This window comes from Acaryochloris sp. IP29b_bin.148 (assembly GCF_028285565.1).
Lineage (GTDB): Bacteria > Cyanobacteriota > Cyanobacteriia > Thermosynechococcales > Thermosynechococcaceae > Acaryochloris.
In genome coordinates this window covers 1-16,062 of record NZ_JANQOY010000109.1, presented here as the reverse complement: position 1 = coordinate 16,062, position 16,062 = coordinate 1, and the positions used below count along the sequence as shown (strand labels likewise).

The window sequence follows — 16,062 nt, the reverse complement described above, 5'->3', positions numbered from 1 at the left end:
CTTGCCAAACCCAAGACCTCCTTAAGCTATACCGCAGTGTAGTCAAAGTTACAAAAGCTTAATGAGTATAACTGGAGACAAATTAGAATTCAACTTTATTTAAAGTTTTGATAAGCAAAAATCAGTTAACAAACGTCTTTTTGCCTATTAGCGGGTTTTTTTATTGTAAAAAAACGTAAAGTTTTCTCAGGGATTTGTGAGATAATTCGGGGTTAGCCTTCGACCTTAGCCTGATACTCCGCTGCCGTCATGGCCTTGTCTAAAGAAGCCGGTTCATTCACCTTGATTTTGAGCAGCCATCCGTTGTTATAGGGATCGTCTGCCAGCTGTTCAGGTGTATCCGCAATATCAGAATTGCACTCTAAAACCGTTCCATTCACAGGAGCATAAATATCTTCTACCGCTTTAACGGATTCAATATTTCCCATCGTCTCGCCTTGGGATAATTCATCGCCCACTTCCGGCAATTCGATAAAGACAATATCCCCTAACTGATCAATGGCAAACGCAGTAATACCAACTGTGGCAACGTCTCCCTCCAAGCGAATATATTCATGGGAGTCCATATATTTTAAATTGTCGGGATATTCAAAACTCATAATGGGGTGCCTCAGTCAGTAAGGGGGGGGTTGGTCGGATTTCAGAAGAATCATCCAAACCATATTTTGCCTCAAATCTTACGGTTTAGGTCGCCGATAGAACGGCTTTTTAACAACCGTTGCCAGTTGGGGCTTCTTGCGGATTAACACGGTGACTTCTGAACCGGACTTCGCATAAGCCGTCGGCACATAGGCGAGGGCAATGGCTTTCCCCAAGGTGGGGGAAAAACTGCCGCTGGTGACAATGCCCACTTCTTGATCATCCACCAGCACGGGATAGTCATGGCGGGCAATATGACGACCCTGCATTTCCAAGCCGACTAACTTGCGGGATGGGCCATCGGCTTGCTGCTTCTTTAAGGTGTCCTGGCCAATAAATTCGCCTTGATCCAGGTTAACCAGCCATCCCAAGCCAGCTTCGTAAGGTGTAGTGGTGTCATTAATATCTTGGCCATACAGGGCCATGGCAGCTTCTAGCCTTAAGGTATCGCGGGCACCCAGTCCGCAAGGCACAACGCCAGCCTCTAATAGCGTTTGCCAAAGCTGTTTCCCCGTCTCTAGATCAACCATGACTTCAAACCCGTCTTCGCCCGTATATCCGGTGCGGGCAAACCAGGCGGGTTGCTCCAGGATGGTTCCAGACTGATGACGATAGTTGCGAATGGCCGTGAGATCGGTGGGGGTGAAGCGCTGCAGGGTTGCGATCGCATCCGGTCCTTGCACCGCAATCAGCACATGGGAGTCGGAAACATCCTCAAACCCAATCGCCTCAGCAGAGACATGGTCCAATAACCAAGCTTTGTCTTTGGCCGTGGTCGAAGCATTAACAATCAGCTTGCCGATTTCTGCACCCGATTCTGAGACCCCTTCAAAGTAAAAAATCAGATCATCAATAATACCCGCCTGCTCATTCAGAAAAACGGAATACTTGGCTTGCCCTGGTTCAAGCTGACTAAGGTCAGAGGGGACTAGGGGCTGTAATTTTTGCCGTAGATTATCCCCCTGGAGCAAGAACTTGCCCATATGGGAAATATCAAACATCCCCACTTTTTGACGGACGCTTTGGTGCTCAGCGGTAATGCCTTCATATTGCACAGGCATATTCCAGCCCCCAAAGCCCATCATCCGGGCATTGAGCTGTTGATGTTGCTCTAGTAAAGGAGTGGGTTTCAAGGAGTCTGCCATGATGTTCACGCTTGCATTGAGCTGGCGACTGGCGTCGATGTAACGCGCCATCTTCGAACCAGCCCTCGCATTTATATCATGAACCTAGTGTTCAGATCAGTGTTGTAGCGATATACCCATCCGTTCAAGGTGAGACTCACTTCCGGTAGGGAGCCAGAAGAAACTTCCAGCTTCGTTCACGACGCTGATAGTCTACGGGACAAGAGTCAGCCCGCTCTTGGGGAAGATCGCCGCTGGTGACAAAGTCCGCAAATTTATCAGGATTACTGCCATAGATAATGCAGGAAACGGTGTAAAAACGCTGTGCTCCTAATCCATGAGAGGCCCAAAATGGTAGCTCTTGGAGCTGCTCTTCTTCTTCCGCATCCACATCAAACTGCTCGATGCCAGCGATGACTGCATCATCGTCTTGCAGCTCTAATAACATCATCGCGGCGAACTCATCCACAACATTCTCCTCTAGCCCAGTAATGGGAAGTTGGTATTGGTCCACAAAGGCATGACCGAGTTCGTGAAAAAACGTGAACAGAGCAGAGTAGATCACCTCATCTGCATAGGCTTCAGAAGACTGATTATCTTCTCCCAGAATGTCGGTATATTGCTTGAGCAGCTCGTAACACATTTCGATTTTGACTTGCTCAGGATCATAAAATGCATTCGCTTCGCCACATTCTTGAAAGCTAACTGTGATGTCTCTGGGTAAAGCGAACTTGGTATTGAGCTGGGCAATCAATCCATCTGATTCCTGGAGCACAGAAAATTCTAGGGAATCTTGGAGGGCTTCATAGATAACGTTGAAATTTGCATCCCTCGGCTGCACATAAATGATCCGAATGTCACCTTGGTCAGTCATTTTCTGGCGAAACACTTGGGCAACTTTGATCGGCTTGTTTTGAGGAGAGGCATGGATGAAAGGACTTGCACATCCCGAAGTGGCCCATAGTAGACTGCCTATCGCAACGCCCCATTGCCAGAATTTAGGTTTCCAGAACTGAATCATACGTGGCACTCCTTCACATCAATCAACCACGATGAATGCCTTGCGCAATATCTATTTCTAGATATATCCATCGCTCTTGAGATCACTCTAGTTCACGGTTTGCCTTCGCCATTATCTTTGTCCCAAAACTTACGATTTTTGATATTTCGGAACAATAGAAAAAGGCTGTTACCAAATTAGTAACCCCTGTCAAACCTAAAGACAGGTGGGCTAGAGTCGAAATGAACAGCCCTAACTGGAACTCATCCACCATTGGGGAGATCCATCTAAATCATCCTTGTTGTCGAGATTATCCTAATGTTTAAACGATTACCCGTCATTCAAACCCTCTTCAGTACCCTAGCGGTATCCATGGTGCTGACGTCTTCAGCCCTAGCGACGAAGCCAACCTTGATTGCAGAGGAAGAATCGTTTAACCCCATCGCTCCCAAATCAGAATCTGCTCCCGTTGAGAGCAATGATGTCGTTGAGCCCCGCCGCCGCCCGATCTTCGATAATGGCTATCAACGGGTGATTGACCAAACGGTGCAAATGGTCTCCAATTCCAAAGCTCAACGGCTGGCCAAACGGTTTGGCTTAAATATCCTCAACGTCACTTGGGAAGATACCGGACGCTACAAAAACTCCTCCGTTGGTCCCAACATCAGCGATATGACGATTCAAGTCCAACATCGCGATCCAAAGACTCGGTCCAATCGACTGCATCTCATGCCTGTGATCCGACATCCCAACTTTTCGGATAAAACCGCTGATGTTCGCCTCGATCGATTTTTCCTCAAAGTTGGCAATGAGAAAGGGGCTAAATTACGCAAAGTGGCCCTCAAAGATATTTTGCAAGACCCACGACGGTATCTGCATCAACCCAATTCTTGGACAGGCCGCCAAAAGTCACTCTTAGCCCCTCGCGATACCCATGCGTTGGTCAGTGCTCAAGCCAGCTTCCTCCCCATACCCAAGGGCGGCAAAGCTGAATTCAATCCAGTGCTGTTCAATTACCAGTCTTACGCGGATAATCCTGCAGTCCTCACGATTCTGGCAACCCGAGAAGGGACTAGCATAACGGTGATTGATAATAAGCGGGATGCTTTCTCTGCAGGTCAGACTTGGGGACAACGGTTATTCTTTAACCAAAATGGTGAACGGGCCAGTTTGACGGGCCAGCGGGCCAGCGATTTTGTCAGTAGTGGCCAGTCCTCTTCATCGGCCAGCAGCTCTAAAGAGGTGGAAGACCGCGGCTTAAATATGGTGCTGCTCATTCAAGTCCCTCTCAAACAGAAACGGCCACCCATGCCGTTATTTGCACCTGAAGCGATGGAGGATAGCGCAGTCGGTGCGAGTGCCCCCACGGCAAAAGCCCAACGCAGTAATGTTGAGGCTGCCGTCATAGGTCATGGTGAAGTGGAGGGTCCCTTTACTGAAATTGACAACTTGGCGATTGAACGCGATCCGCGTTTTCCGGTTCGGGTGACGGTCCAGTTCTACAAAGCCACCAGCAATGGTGTCGTTTCTCAAGCGGATATGAAACACATTAACCAACAAATCGCTCGGGTCTATGAGGATGCCGACTATGTGGGCAGTTTGGTGGTCGAGGGCGATACGGGACGACCGACAGAGTATGACGGCTCTAAACAGGAACCCCCCAATTGGTGGCAGGAATTCTGGAAACGCCATCGTTCTAATACTGGGCAATCGAAGGCAGATGCCTGGGAAATGCTCAATCGCCTGATCGCGCAAGCATGGTCTGACAATATTGATTCGTAAGTCCTCTGCAATTTAGGCTCTGGGGGCAGCTCCCTCCTACACCGCGTCTACGGGATAGTAAAGGTTGCAGGCTCCGAGAGAATAAGAGACAGATGGATGGTTTTAGAAGGAAGTTGCCTTGGCCACCCCTTCTCCTCGCGGATCAGCTGTGCCTTGCAGTTCTCCATCAGGGGTCACTTCAACAATGTTGGCATTGCCCCACTGCGATCGCATCTTTAGTGAATGCCCCCGCCGTTGCAGCTCAGCCAACGTCTGCTTTGGCCACTGGACTCGCTCCTCCACCCGAAGCGGGATGGGCCGCCATTGGTGATGGACTTTGGGGGCATTGATAGCGGTGGAAACATCTTGATCAAAGACCAACACATTCAAAACCAGTTGAAGGACGGTGGTGATAATCGTACTTCCCCCAGAGGCACCCGCAACCAGTCTGAGCTGACCTGCCTCTGTAACGATCGTCGGCGTCATGCTGGACAGGGGTTTTTTGGCAGGGGCGATCGCATTCTGCGCATTGCCCACTAACCCAAAGGCATTCGGCACACCGGGGGCAGTGGCAAAATCATCCATCTCATTATTCAGGACAATCCCTGTCCCCGGCACCACCACGCCCGCTCCAAACCCTAAATTTAGGGTAAAGGTTAGACTAACCGCATTGCGATCGCGATCCACAACATTGAGATGACTGGTATCGTTAGACTCTTGCTGAAGCCGCTTCAGAGTCTGGGCATCGACCGCCTTCACCTGTTCCGGGGGGCGAGCTTGGGCCGCGTTAATCTGCCGCCAGCGTCGCTGGGCATAGGGAACACTCGTTAATTCCTGAATCGGAACCTCAACAAAATCAGCATCGCCTAAATACTCAGCCCGATCGGCATAGGCAATTTTCATCGTTTCCACCAGCATATGCAAATAATCCGGATGCTCAGCATTAGCTGGAAACTGATTCCACTGGGCCAGTAAATTCAGCATCTGCAGCAAATGAACTCCACCAGAAGAGGGTGGTGGCATAGAACAGACTTGTAGTTTCCGAAAATCGCCGCATAGGGGCTGTCGCCACGTGGGTTGGTAGGTTTTTAAGTCACGTAAAGAGATTAAACCCTTGTTTTCCCGCATATCCTCAGCAATGGCCAAGGCCACCGACCCTGAATAAAAGGTCTGAGGGTCCTGGGCCAACCGGCGCAGAGTTTTAGCCAAGTCTGTCTGGACGAGACGGTCGCCAACCTTGAGGGGTTGCTCGGTGGGGAGGAATATTGCTTTGGCAGCGGAATTCGCCGCTAGGGTGTCTTGACGAAGAGCGATGATACGGGTGGTGCGATCGCTGACCATAAATCCCTCCTCAGCCAGCTGAATCGCCGGCTGTAGCAAGGTTGACCAAGGCAGTCGACCATATTTTTGATGAACCGCTTGTAGCCCGGCAACGGTACCAGGAACCGCGACCGCTCGATGACCATCAATACTGGCCCGAGGGATAACCTTACCCTCTGCATCTAAGTACAGTTGGGAGTTTGCCTTCAGAGGAGCCCGTTCTCGAAAGTCCAACGCCACCATCTGGTTGGTCTCCCCGATGCGCAAAAGCAGAAAGCCGCCGCCACCAATTCCTGCAGAAAAGGGCTCAACCACCGAGATTGCCATTGCGGTTGCCACAGCAGCATCCACCGCATTGCCGCCTTGTTGCAGGATCTCTACTCCAACGCGTGTCGCCTCTGAATGCGCAGACGTAACCATACCCGAGCGGCCTCGGACCAGAGGCGGCTTTGCCACACTGGGAGGTATAAAAATACCGATGGATAAGCAAAGGCTAGAGCAAGCGGCAGCCCATAATACGGGCTGAAATTTGAGTCGCACCATTGTTGCCAGCTTTGGAAGGGTTGATGGCAAGACAGGAAGGATGCCCTCTCTCAGCCGTACTCATAAGCTTATCCTGATTTTAGACCGGAATCAGGCGCTCAAGAGCTGATCACACCTCTTCAAACCGGACAATATCATCCTCTTCCAAATACTCCCCATTTTGCACTTCAATCAAGGTGAGGGGAACAATTCCTGGATTTTCTAGGCGATGGGTCGTATACCGAGGAATGTAACTGGATTGATTGGCACTTAATAAAACCTCTTGGTCTCCACAGGTCATCTTGGCAATACCAGCTACCACAATCCAATGTTCACTACGATGATAATGGAGCTGCAAGCCCAGGCCATGCCCAGGTTTAACTTCTAAGCACTTAATTTTATAACCTGGGCCTTGATCCAGGATTCTCACTGTCCCCCAATCTCGTCGCTCTAAGTTTTCTTCATAGGTATACTCAGCAACGCTTTCAATGGCTTGAAGATTGGGCATTATATTATCTCTTGAACACTGTAGGTCGGCAATACCGATCAGGCTAAATCGGAGGGGAGAGGGAGCAGGTCACTTGTGCAAATGCACACAGTTTGAAACCTAAAACTTAATGTTTGGAACCAGGCTAGCAAGAATTTTTAGAACAAGTACGAATACTTGCTCACAAGGTGATCGACTCCCGATTGGTGCCGCAAGGCACTAATTAGGGTGACTGTGCTAAGGGCAAACGGTTCTTTCTTAGGGTGCCCAAAATATAGGCTTTTCTTTACACCAATCTAGTGGAAAAATCTTCTGAATCTGCGTTTTTAAAACGTTCTCTTAAGTTCTAGTGGAAATCGAAAGAAAAGCCAAAATAAATATAAAGTTTTAGACTGGCTCCCATTACACTGATTTTGGCAATATCGGCTGGGGTTTCCCAAGAGCATAGCCTTGTAGATAATCCACACCGATTTCTTCTAAGGCAACAATGGTTTCCCCATTCTCAACAAATTCAGCAATGGTTTTTATCCCCATCGATCGGCAAATCTGGTTGATGGCGGATACCATCACCTGGTGGGTTGTATCTTTCACCATATCTTGCACTAAGCTGCCGTCAATCTTTAAGTAATCGACAGGGAAACGCTTGAGATATGAAAAGGAAGAGAATCCACTACCAAAGTCATCTAAGGCAAAGTGACATCCAAACTCCTTCATTTTTTCTATAAACTGAATCGCTTGTTTGAAGTTGCTAATCGCAGCCGTTTCAGTAATTTCAAAGCAAATTTTCTGGGGAGAAAGGGGAGAATCACAGAGTTGTTCCTGAACAAAATTCAGCAAAGTATCATCATTCAGCGAACTGCCCGATAAATTAATGGCAATGTGGGCATTAGATTGCTTCTGGAAATAGGTGCCATGCTTCTGGAGAACCTTCTGAATCACCCATTTATCCACCTCCAACATCAGACCATACCGTTCTGCCGCCGGAATAAAACTGCCAGGTGACAAAATTCTGCCCTGTGAATCTTGCAATCGCAGCAAAATTTCATAGCAGGTGGGAATATTGGCCTCGATATCGAGCGGCACAATGGGCTGATAATAAAGACGGAATCGGCTTTCATCGAGTGCTTGGCGAAGAGTCGCCACCTGCATAAGCTTGCAGTGATGTTCAGTCACATCCTGGGCCTGGGCATGGTAAAAATGCACCCGGTTGCGCCCCATGTTTTTAGCGGAGTAGCAGGCAACATCAGCCTTCGCAAACAGTTGTGCCAAATCAGTGGTGTGGGCAGTCACTGGCACCACGCCAATACTGACGCCGACTTTAAACTGCTGCCCCTCCCAAACAAAGCGAAAACGAGAAATTGCGGCCACAATCTTCTCGGTCACAGCACGGGCATCTTCTAAGGAACAGTTTTCCAGAAATAAACCAAACTCGTCTCCGCCCAAACGACTTAAAAGATCCGTCTGGCGAATATTTGTTTGCAATATATCTGCAACCTGCTCTAGTAAGATATCTCCTGCTAAATGGCCAACGGTATCATTGATGATTTTGAACTGATCGAGATCCAGAAAACACAGCGCATGTTGATCCTGACTAGATTGAGTTTGATCCAGAATAGTGCTGAGCTGATTCTCAAATGCTTGGCGGTTAACAAGTCCCGTTAACGCATCATGGGTGGCTTGATATTTTAATTGTTGAGACAAGGTATGGGCTTCGGTAATATCTCGGCCAATCCCTCGGTACCCGCAGAAGAATCCTTGCGGACTGAACACAGGTTTTCCCGTACTTCTAAGGATACGAGTGATCCCCCCCTTATGTTGGCACTTCAGCTCAATATCAAAGGGTTCCAAAGCGTCTAACGCCTGGGTAAGTTGGGTCCATGCGGTTGTTTGGTCGGCAGAATAGAAGTCGAGAAACGAACGCCCCATCCAGTTTTCAATGGGAGCATCCACCAGGGTGCGATGTTGTTCGGATAAGTACGTAAATCGTAAGTCAGCATCTGTTTCCCAAAACAAGTCAGCACCAATCGAGGCAAAATCCTGAAACCGCTGTTGACTTTCCCGCAAGGCCTCTTCTGTTTCTTTGAGGAGGGTGATATCTCGTGCCGAAATGGCTGCGCCAATGATGTTGCCTTGCTGATCTCGAAATGGCACATACTCAACATCAAAGTAACGAGTCGCCCCTAAGGAGGGAAACCAGTGCTGGTTCCGAACTTTATCTCCGGTAAAACACTGATCCAACGCAGGTTTAATATTTTCATAAAAGAACTGCTGACCATGGAGATCGGCAATGTGCTGCCCGGCAATGTTCTGGGTTGATTTATTAAAGATCTCTAAATACTGAGAATTGGCTGCAATATAAGTATATTGAGTATCGACGAGTGACATATAGCTGCTAGCAGCATTGAAAATCGTTTCATATTGGCGCAGTTTGACTTCGGCGTGCTTCTGCTGGGTAATGTCAGTCTGAATTCCAACAAAGAATTGAACGTCACCTTGAGCATTGGTCAGCGGCTTAATTCGCAGCCAATTCCAGAAAAGTTGGCCTGTTTTTCGATAATTGAGAATTTCCCCCTCAAAGGCCTGCTGGCTTTGAAGGGCCTGACGAATATTGTCAATGGTATGGAGATTGGTCTTGGCCCCTTGTAGAAAGCGGCAGTTTTGACCGATGACTTCGTCTGGGGTATATCCCGTAAACTGATAAAATCCAGAGCTGGCAAAAATAATGGGAAATCCAGGAGCAGTCGCATCTGAAATAACGATGCCATCATTGGCCGTCTCTGCTGCAATGGCTCTTAGGTGTAGGGTTGCCTTCTGTAGGTCCTGATCAGGATGAATGTATTGAACTTTGAGACAAATACTTCTCGCCTGCGGGTCCACCCCAAAGATAGCGGTTACGGTATATAAACACGGCAGTTCTTGAGCTGCTGCGTTAGGATGGCTAGTCTCAACATGAAACAGGTCTAACTTGCCTTGTAAGAGCTGCTGAAACTGAGCTGCGAACGCACCCAAATCCTGTAGTTGTGGAATCTCTTGATAGTGGTAACCAATCAGGTGATTGAGGGGAACGTTGGTAATGTCACAGAAGGTTTGGTTAACTTGTTGGATATATCCGTTAGCTGAAATAATGGCCATTCCCAAGTCACATAGGGCTGTTTGGGATGCTTCTAACCCACTTGCATCCCCGATTTGCAGGGATAGTGATGGATGAAGGTTGGTCATAAGCACATTCGAATACATCCGTTTCTTAGCTCTGCAGAATGTCTGAGACTTGGGTTTGAGGAAAGAGTGAGAGCTAAGTTCGATAGAATCCCCCAAGACGTCTACTATTGTTGACGTTATTTTTTTATCTGTCATTCGAAAATTTACGGAAAGTGGGCTGATGGTGCTGTGCTAACTGCACTTTGCGTATTTTTAAGTTTTTTTGACTGCTCCGAAGAATTACTGAAACCCATCTCCTGTTACTGAAAGTCATCGTATTTTCAGGGGGATTTCAGGTCAGTTGAGGCTAGAGAGAGTACCATCAACACAGCGATTCTGGGGCCTGAGTTTTTGTGAAGAGTCAACAACCCATTGAAAAAGAGTTGGTGCTCATTGGCGGAGGACATAGTCATGCGATCGCACTCCGCAACTTTGCCATGCATCCTCTGCCTGGTGTTCGCCTGACCCTAATTAGTGAACAGTCTAATACGCCCTATTCGGGGATGCTGCCAGGCCATGTGGCCGGCCACTACACCTATGAAGAATGCCATATTGATTTACGCCTGCTGGCCACGGCAGCCCAAGCCCAACTCTATGTGGATCAGGCCACGGGACTTGATTTAGACCGGAATCGAGTGCTCTGTGCAGGCCATCCCCCCGTCCGTTATGATATCTTGTCCATTGATATTGGCAGTACACCAGAGCTGCCGGAGGTTCCTGGTGTTTTGGACTATAGCGTGCCGGTCAAACCCTGGCGGTTTTTCTTACAGAAATGGCAGCAGGTGATTGAGCACGTCACGCAATATCCTGAGCACCCGATCCGCATTGGTGTGGTGGGCGGCGGCGCGGGCGGCGTAGAGCTGATACTGACAATCCAGCATCAGCTCCAGCGTATCTTGACCACGGCGGGTCAGCCCTTATCCAATCTCACCCTGCATTTATTCCACCGAGGAGCACGGGTGATGACAGGCCATCAGGCGCGGATTCGCGATCGCTTTCAACGGATCCTCACTGAAAAAGAGATTTGTTTACACCTAAAAGAAACGGTATTACAGGTACAAGAAGGCAGTGTCCTCTGTGAGTCCGGCTTACAGGTCGCGTGCGACACTATTTTTTGGGTTACTCGGGCTTCGGCACCGACGTGGCCGCGTCAATCGGGTCTCGCCACCGATGCCCGGGGATTTATTCAGGTGCGGCCCACCTTACAGTCCATGTCCCATCCTCATATTTTTGCGGCGGGAGATATTGCGGCAATGGTGAGGTCTCCCCGCCCCAAGGCTGGAGTATTTGCCGTCCGTCAGGGCAAGCCTTTAGCTGAAAATTTACGGCGAGTCTTGCAAGGGGAATCGCTGCAAATCTATCAGCCCCAATCGAAGTTTTTGAGCTTGATTAGCACGGGCGATCGCAAAGCAATTATGTCTTGGGGAGCACTCCCCTTGGGGAATGAATCAGCCTGGTTATGGCGCTGGAAAGATGCCATCGATCGCAAGTTTATGGAACAATTTCGCGAGTTGCCTGTGATGGGAACTGACTCAACGTCAGCTTCAGCAGCTTTAGAGCCGACGCTACCGTGCGCAGGCTGTGGCTCGAAGGTGGGCAGTTCAGTTCTAGAGCACACCTTATCGCGCTTACGCCAAGACTATCCTCCCCGACGGCAGGATATTTTAGTGGGCTTGGGCAGAGCGGATGATGCTGCTGTCGTTGAGGTGCCGCCGGATCAGGTGATGGTGCATACCCTCGATTACTTTCGCAGTCTGATCAATGCCCCCTTTATATTTGGGCAGATCGCGGCCCACCATAGTCTGAGCGATTTATTTGCGATGGGCGCGGCTCCCCAATCGGCGCTAGCGATGGCAACGCTGCCCTATGGGTCGGATAAAGCTCTGGGTGAAACGCTGTATCACTTACTTTCAGGTGCGACTCAAGTCTTGCAGCAAGCAGGAGCTGAGCTGGTGGGGGGGCATACAACCGAAGGAGCAGAGCTAGCCTTTGGTCTGTCCTGTCATGGGTGGGTGAGTCGAGATCGTATCCTCTCTAAGCAGGGCATTCTACCGGATCAGGTTCTGATTCTGACTAAACCGCTAGGCTCGGGGTTGATATTTGCAGCAGCGATGCGACAGAAAGCCCGCGATGTTTGGATCGATAATGCGATTGAGGTGATGTTGCGATCGAACCAAGCGGCGGCCCAATGTTTTTTGGCGCATCAAGCGACGGCTTGCACAGACATTACCGGGTTTGGACTTTTAGGTCACCTATCTGAAATGTTGCGGTCTTCTTCTGTTCAAGTCCAACTCGATCTGGATTCAATTCCCTTAATGCGGGGGGTGCCAGATATCCTAGCCCAAAATATTTATAGCTCTCTCTATCCCCAAAATCTGCAAGCTGGAGATGGGGTAGAAAATCAAGCCCAAGCTCAGACACATCCTCTATGGCCAATCCTGTTTGACCCCCAAACTTCAGGAGGATTATTAGCGGCTGTTCCTATTGAACAAGCTGAAAGTTGTCTAAAAGCCTTACATAAACTTGGATATGGACAAGGTTCTATCGTGGGGAGAACTATACTTTTCCAGAAACAAAAATCAAGCGATAAGCTCCTATCTGTTCGTTACGAGGGTGTCCAGAAATTCAAACCTGAAAATATAGACAAGTCTCGGTAGTTGAGTGTCCATAGAGAACAGTCATATCGCTTAGCAGATAAAGCAATGGTGGCATCTTCAAGACTACCGTTCCATTGGTCAAGCGCGTGGACTAAATTCCTTAGCTCCTCTAACTCCATCAGCGAGATAGGGATGGCATGAAAACTCAGATCCATGGCATTGAGTGCTTGTAAAGCCTTTGTTCTAGACACTCGATACAGCAACCACTTATAAACCTCAAAAATAATAGGGATGGGCATCAAAACACTAGTATGAGCAACTGACAACTCATTAAACCCTTGCTTACAGATGTCATGATCTGGATCTTTTGACCAAAAGAGGGCAATTACAGGTCCAGCATCTACAACAAGTTGCTTCAATTATTGATGATTCTCAAGCGCAACATTATCTTCGGCATGTTGTGCAACCGCAGGTCCCTGTGCGTCTTTGACCATTCCTGCTAACTTCAAAACATGGGATAGATCTTTAGAAGCCAACTTTGTCTCTAACGCATCCTGGACCAAGCTAGAAAAAGATGCTTGTGGGTTCTGTTGGAGATAATCTGAGATCCGTTCATTCAGATCATCAGGCAGATAAATCGTTCGTTTCATAGCAGCACTACACGAAGGAATATCACACCTATATCATACCTTGATTCGCAAGATGAGTCGAAGTTATTGATCTCGAATCTCCTATCTTGAGCGGCTTAACTAACATCAATGTTTAGGGGAGTATAGAGCCATTAGGTGTTGCTTCCCATTTCGGGAGGACGTTCCCAGAAAACACTCGGTAGTTTGCTTCGCAAAGTAATAAGGAAAGGGGATATAGGCAGATTTAAACGATTGGCTGTTGCTACACCTCCAAGCTTAGAGGCCCAGCAACAGCCAATCGTTATTCGTTAATTCAGTTTTGAGCAAACAAAGACAATCTTACTCACACCGTTTTAGGTGTTTTTAAGCAATTTTTCGGCAGAAGAGGCCCACAATTTAGGATTAAGCTTGTCTGATGCCTCTTCCCCGATCAGCGGCAATAGTCCAGCTTCTTTCTTGGTCTCTTCCAACGCCAAAAACATCATGACCAGCTTTTCTTGAGTCTTTTGGATGTTTTCTAGCCAATCCTTTTGTTGTTGGGTTAGAGATGCAATTTTGCTTTTGGCCTCATTTAGGACCTGTGTTTCAACTCGCTCGATCAGGATGACGCGCCGAAGTAAGAATATAAGTACCACTATCGCTGCGAGTAGTCCCGGGAATGTCCAATTATATGCAGTCATAATACCCTTCCTTTTTTACGGGTAATATTTACGCTTATTACTGGCGTACCACTTTATGAAATCCCCTGTAAAGTGTTATGACTAATCTCCCTGAGCGGGGGGTATCTGTTTTCGCTTAGCATGCTATCTCCAAACTAGCGAAAACACCCTCTAAATAGAGATAGCGATTGCATTATTAGTGATCGCTAGCGATGATGGACAAGTTTGCATCGTAACGCCTCAATGAAGTGTTCAGGTACAGAAGCCCCATTAAATGGAATCTGCTTGAGTTTCTTTTATTTGGGAGTAACCAAGTAAGACTTCACCATATCCGAAAATACATTGACCTGGGCCGTAAAGAACTCAGGTTGAAAGTGAAACATGCAGTAATGGGTTGCCATCCCGTCTAAGGTACTGACCAACATCCGGGCAAAGATAGGAGCGGGTAGATCCACACTAATTTGCCCTTGGCTTTGCCCCTCTTGAATTCGAGCAAGAAAGAATCGATTGAGGCTCTCTAGCCATTGTTCAAAATCTTCGCTTAATCCAATCGACCGATCTAGATCCTTGTTGCCCAAAACCTCAAAGACCAAGGGGGTGACATGGGCAAATTCATCAATATCCTGAAAACACAGTTGAATCCCCGCCAGAATGGCATCCACGGGATCGGAATGGACCTGCTCAAGTTGCAAAATTTGCTGATCAAATTCCTGTAGCATCAAGCCAAAAATGGTTTTAGGCAGTTCCTCCTTGGTGCGGAAATATTCGTATAGCGTCCCCTTACCCATCTCCGCCCTTTGAGCAATATCGGCCATCTTGGTGGAGTGATACCCTTTCTCGGCAAAGACTGCGATCGCAGCCGCTAGAATCGCCTGCCGCTTTGCTTCTCGATCAACAATTTTGGGACTCATCTCGTTTGGATTAGTGGACCAACCGTAGTCTACCGAAATTAGTTCACACCGTCGCTTGACATTTGACCGACCAGTCGGTCAAAATAAAAGCAGGTCATTATTAGGGTTCCTTTATGCTCTCCTCCACTACCCTTACCCTTCAAGATTCATTCGCGACGACCACTCACCTGCCCTACTTCCAAGGAATGCATTGGACTGACTCACAAGCAGCGACCTTACTCGCAGGCATGAAAACAGTTGCCACATTACAGGGACAACAGGACCTCCACCCACTCTCTCAGGAGATGATTCAAGCCACTCAAAAGCATCTTCTCCAGGTGGAGGGTGCCATCTCAGCTCTCCCTATAATTGGCCCCGAAACCTTTGCTCGCGACTTACAGGAGCAAAAACACCAGCAACTGGCCCTCCAACTGCTGATTCTGATGCCATATCTATCCATGCAGGTGCAAAAGGTCGAGGTTGAGCTAGTTAATCAGTTTGCGCAAGCCTTACAGCTCCGTCCCCACACCTTACAGAGTCTTAAACAGGTGCAAGCAGGACATCTGCGTCGGTTATTCGTTGCCTATACGGCCCGTTCCTTGGCAGAGCTGCTGCCCGGGTGATTGGCTGCAAAAAGGGCTGACGGTTGCCAGTGCGATCCAGGAGTATGTTGGCGATTCTCAAGTGGCCCAGCGGTATCAGTCTTTGGAAGCTGTAACGGCAAACACAATGGGCAAGGCGTTGTTTAGGTACTATCGCGATCGCAACTTTCCTCTGCCTGGTGAAAAGGGAAGCTTCAGCGAAATTTTAGTCCCCCACGATCTGATTCATATCTTGTCAGGGTTGGATACTAGTCCTGTGGGTGAAATTGCGGTGGCAGGGTTTGAAGCTGGAATGAGCAAATCTCAGTTTGGGTTTGAACTGTTACTTGAAGTGATACTTGATTTCCATTTGGGATTAAACTTCACAACCTTGGGGATTTTGGAGCCGAGTCAGAACAACTTTATCCCTGATTTAGTGATGCAAGCTTTTGTCCAAGGGACGAAGGTCAGTCAGGATCTATTTAGTCCGGACTGGTCGTTTCAGCAATGGTTGGATCAACCCATTGAAACCGTTCGGAGTCGATATCACATTACCGCTTGCGGTTCGCCCATTTTTAAAAGCGGTCGCCAGATTGGGTTAGAGTCTGGCAATGACCAAATCAGTAACTTTGACAACCGAACGAGTTGACGATAT

General features: G+C 48.3%; 14 protein-coding genes. 4 read left to right on the top strand and 10 right to left on the bottom strand.

The features are described from left to right. Positions 1–212: 212 nt before the first annotated feature. The 3 genes from gcvH to Q0986_RS10265 all read right to left on the bottom strand — a co-directional run bounded on the left by gcvH (position 213) and on the right by Q0986_RS10265 (position 2,784). Positions 213–599, bottom strand: a complete 387-nt coding sequence (gcvH, locus tag Q0986_RS10275) for a glycine cleavage system protein GcvH (protein ID WP_299409312.1) — start codon at positions 597–599, stop codon at positions 213–215. A 78-nt stretch (positions 600–677) separates the two neighbouring features. Then, entirely contained in the window at positions 678–1,784 is a 1,107-nt protein-coding gene (gcvT, locus tag Q0986_RS10270) for a glycine cleavage system aminomethyltransferase GcvT (protein ID WP_299409315.1), read from the bottom strand. 136 nt (positions 1,785–1,920) lie between these two features. After that, complete coding sequence (locus Q0986_RS10265) at positions 1,921–2,784, bottom strand: DUF4344 domain-containing metallopeptidase (protein WP_299409309.1); 864 nt, start codon at positions 2,782–2,784, stop codon at positions 1,921–1,923. A gap of 297 nt (positions 2,785–3,081) precedes the next feature. On the opposite strand from Q0986_RS10265, the gene Q0986_RS10260 reads away from it, so the two are divergent. Next, positions 3,082–4,545 carry a hypothetical protein gene (locus Q0986_RS10260; protein ID WP_299409306.1) on the top strand — a complete coding sequence of 488 codons (1,464 nt, stop codon included), beginning with the start codon at positions 3,082–3,084 and terminating at the stop codon, positions 4,543–4,545. A gap of 102 nt (positions 4,546–4,647) precedes the next feature. Here the strand turns inward: Q0986_RS10260 and ggt are convergent, their stop codons facing one another. The 3 genes from ggt to Q0986_RS10245 form a co-directional block, all read right to left on the bottom strand. Continuing rightward, the gene (ggt, locus tag Q0986_RS10255; RefSeq protein WP_299409303.1) at positions 4,648–6,387 is read right to left on the bottom strand and encodes a gamma-glutamyltransferase; all 1,740 of its coding nucleotides are present in this window, start codon (positions 6,385–6,387) and stop codon (positions 4,648–4,650) included. Positions 6,388–6,496: 109 nt separating this feature from the next. Further along, positions 6,497–6,874, bottom strand: a complete 378-nt coding sequence (locus Q0986_RS10250) for a phosphomannose isomerase type II C-terminal cupin domain (protein ID WP_299409300.1) — start codon at positions 6,872–6,874, stop codon at positions 6,497–6,499. Positions 6,875–7,255: 381 nt separating this feature from the next. Further along, positions 7,256–10,072: an EAL domain-containing protein gene (locus tag Q0986_RS10245; RefSeq protein WP_299409297.1), complete on the bottom strand. Its 2,817-nt coding sequence runs from the start codon at positions 10,070–10,072 to the stop codon at positions 7,256–7,258. Between the two features lie 332 nt (positions 10,073–10,404). Between Q0986_RS10245 and selD the strand changes: the two genes are divergently transcribed. Beyond that, positions 10,405–12,708, top strand: a complete 2,304-nt coding sequence (selD, locus tag Q0986_RS10240) for a selenide, water dikinase SelD (RefSeq protein WP_299409292.1) — start codon at positions 10,405–10,407, stop codon at positions 12,706–12,708. Here selD and Q0986_RS10235 read toward each other — a convergent pair. The 4 genes from Q0986_RS10235 to Q0986_RS10220 form a co-directional block, all read right to left on the bottom strand. Continuing rightward, a complete protein-coding gene (locus Q0986_RS10235; protein WP_299409289.1) occupies positions 12,657–13,067 on the bottom strand; it encodes a PIN domain-containing protein in 411 nt (136 codons plus the stop codon). The two genes, selD and Q0986_RS10235, sit on opposite strands and share 52 nt — an antisense overlap. Continuing rightward, positions 13,068–13,298 carry a hypothetical protein gene (locus Q0986_RS10230; RefSeq protein WP_299409285.1) on the bottom strand — a complete coding sequence of 77 codons (231 nt, stop codon included), beginning with the start codon at positions 13,296–13,298 and terminating at the stop codon, positions 13,068–13,070. It lies immediately after the preceding gene. 332 nt (positions 13,299–13,630) lie between these two features. After that, positions 13,631–13,957: a hypothetical protein gene (locus Q0986_RS10225; protein WP_299409282.1), complete on the bottom strand. Its 327-nt coding sequence runs from the start codon at positions 13,955–13,957 to the stop codon at positions 13,631–13,633. Between the two features lie 275 nt (positions 13,958–14,232). Beyond that, complete coding sequence (locus tag Q0986_RS10220; protein ID WP_299409279.1) at positions 14,233–14,847, bottom strand: TetR/AcrR family transcriptional regulator; 615 nt, start codon at positions 14,845–14,847, stop codon at positions 14,233–14,235. A 113-nt stretch (positions 14,848–14,960) separates the two neighbouring features. On the opposite strand from Q0986_RS10220, the gene Q0986_RS10215 reads away from it, so the two are divergent. Further along, positions 14,961–15,449: a hypothetical protein gene (locus Q0986_RS10215; RefSeq protein WP_299409276.1), complete on the top strand. Its 489-nt coding sequence runs from the start codon at positions 14,961–14,963 to the stop codon at positions 15,447–15,449. Beyond that, positions 15,406–16,056 (top strand): hypothetical protein, encoded by a 651-nt coding sequence (locus Q0986_RS10210; protein WP_299409273.1) that lies wholly within the window; start codon positions 15,406–15,408, stop codon positions 16,054–16,056. Before Q0986_RS10215 ends, Q0986_RS10210 begins: the two co-directional genes overlap by 44 nt. The last annotated feature ends 6 nt before the right edge of the window (positions 16,057–16,062 follow it).

Coding starts and splice junctions, on each gene's coding strand:
- gcvH (WP_299409312.1), bottom strand. CDS start 599: ATGAGTTTTGAATATCCCGACAATTTAAAATATATGGACTCCCATGAA.
- gcvT (WP_299409315.1), bottom strand. CDS start 1,784: ATGGCAGACTCCTTGAAACCCACTCCTTTACTAGAGCAACATCAACAG.
- Q0986_RS10265 (WP_299409309.1), bottom strand. CDS start 2,784: ATGATTCAGTTCTGGAAACCTAAATTCTGGCAATGGGGCGTTGCGATA.
- Q0986_RS10260 (WP_299409306.1), top strand. CDS start 3,082: ATGTTTAAACGATTACCCGTCATTCAAACCCTCTTCAGTACCCTAGCG.
- ggt (WP_299409303.1), bottom strand. CDS start 6,387: ATGGTGCGACTCAAATTTCAGCCCGTATTATGGGCTGCCGCTTGCTCT.
- Q0986_RS10250 (WP_299409300.1), bottom strand. CDS start 6,874: ATGCCCAATCTTCAAGCCATTGAAAGCGTTGCTGAGTATACCTATGAA.
- Q0986_RS10245 (WP_299409297.1), bottom strand. CDS start 10,072: ATGACCAACCTTCATCCATCACTATCCCTGCAAATCGGGGATGCAAGT.
- Q0986_RS10230 (WP_299409285.1), bottom strand. CDS start 13,298: ATGAAACGAACGATTTATCTGCCTGATGATCTGAATGAACGGATCTCA.
- Q0986_RS10225 (WP_299409282.1), bottom strand. CDS start 13,957: ATGACTGCATATAATTGGACATTCCCGGGACTACTCGCAGCGATAGTG.
- Q0986_RS10220 (WP_299409279.1), bottom strand. CDS start 14,847: ATGAGTCCCAAAATTGTTGATCGAGAAGCAAAGCGGCAGGCGATTCTA.
- Q0986_RS10215 (WP_299409276.1), top strand. CDS start 14,961: ATGCTCTCCTCCACTACCCTTACCCTTCAAGATTCATTCGCGACGACC.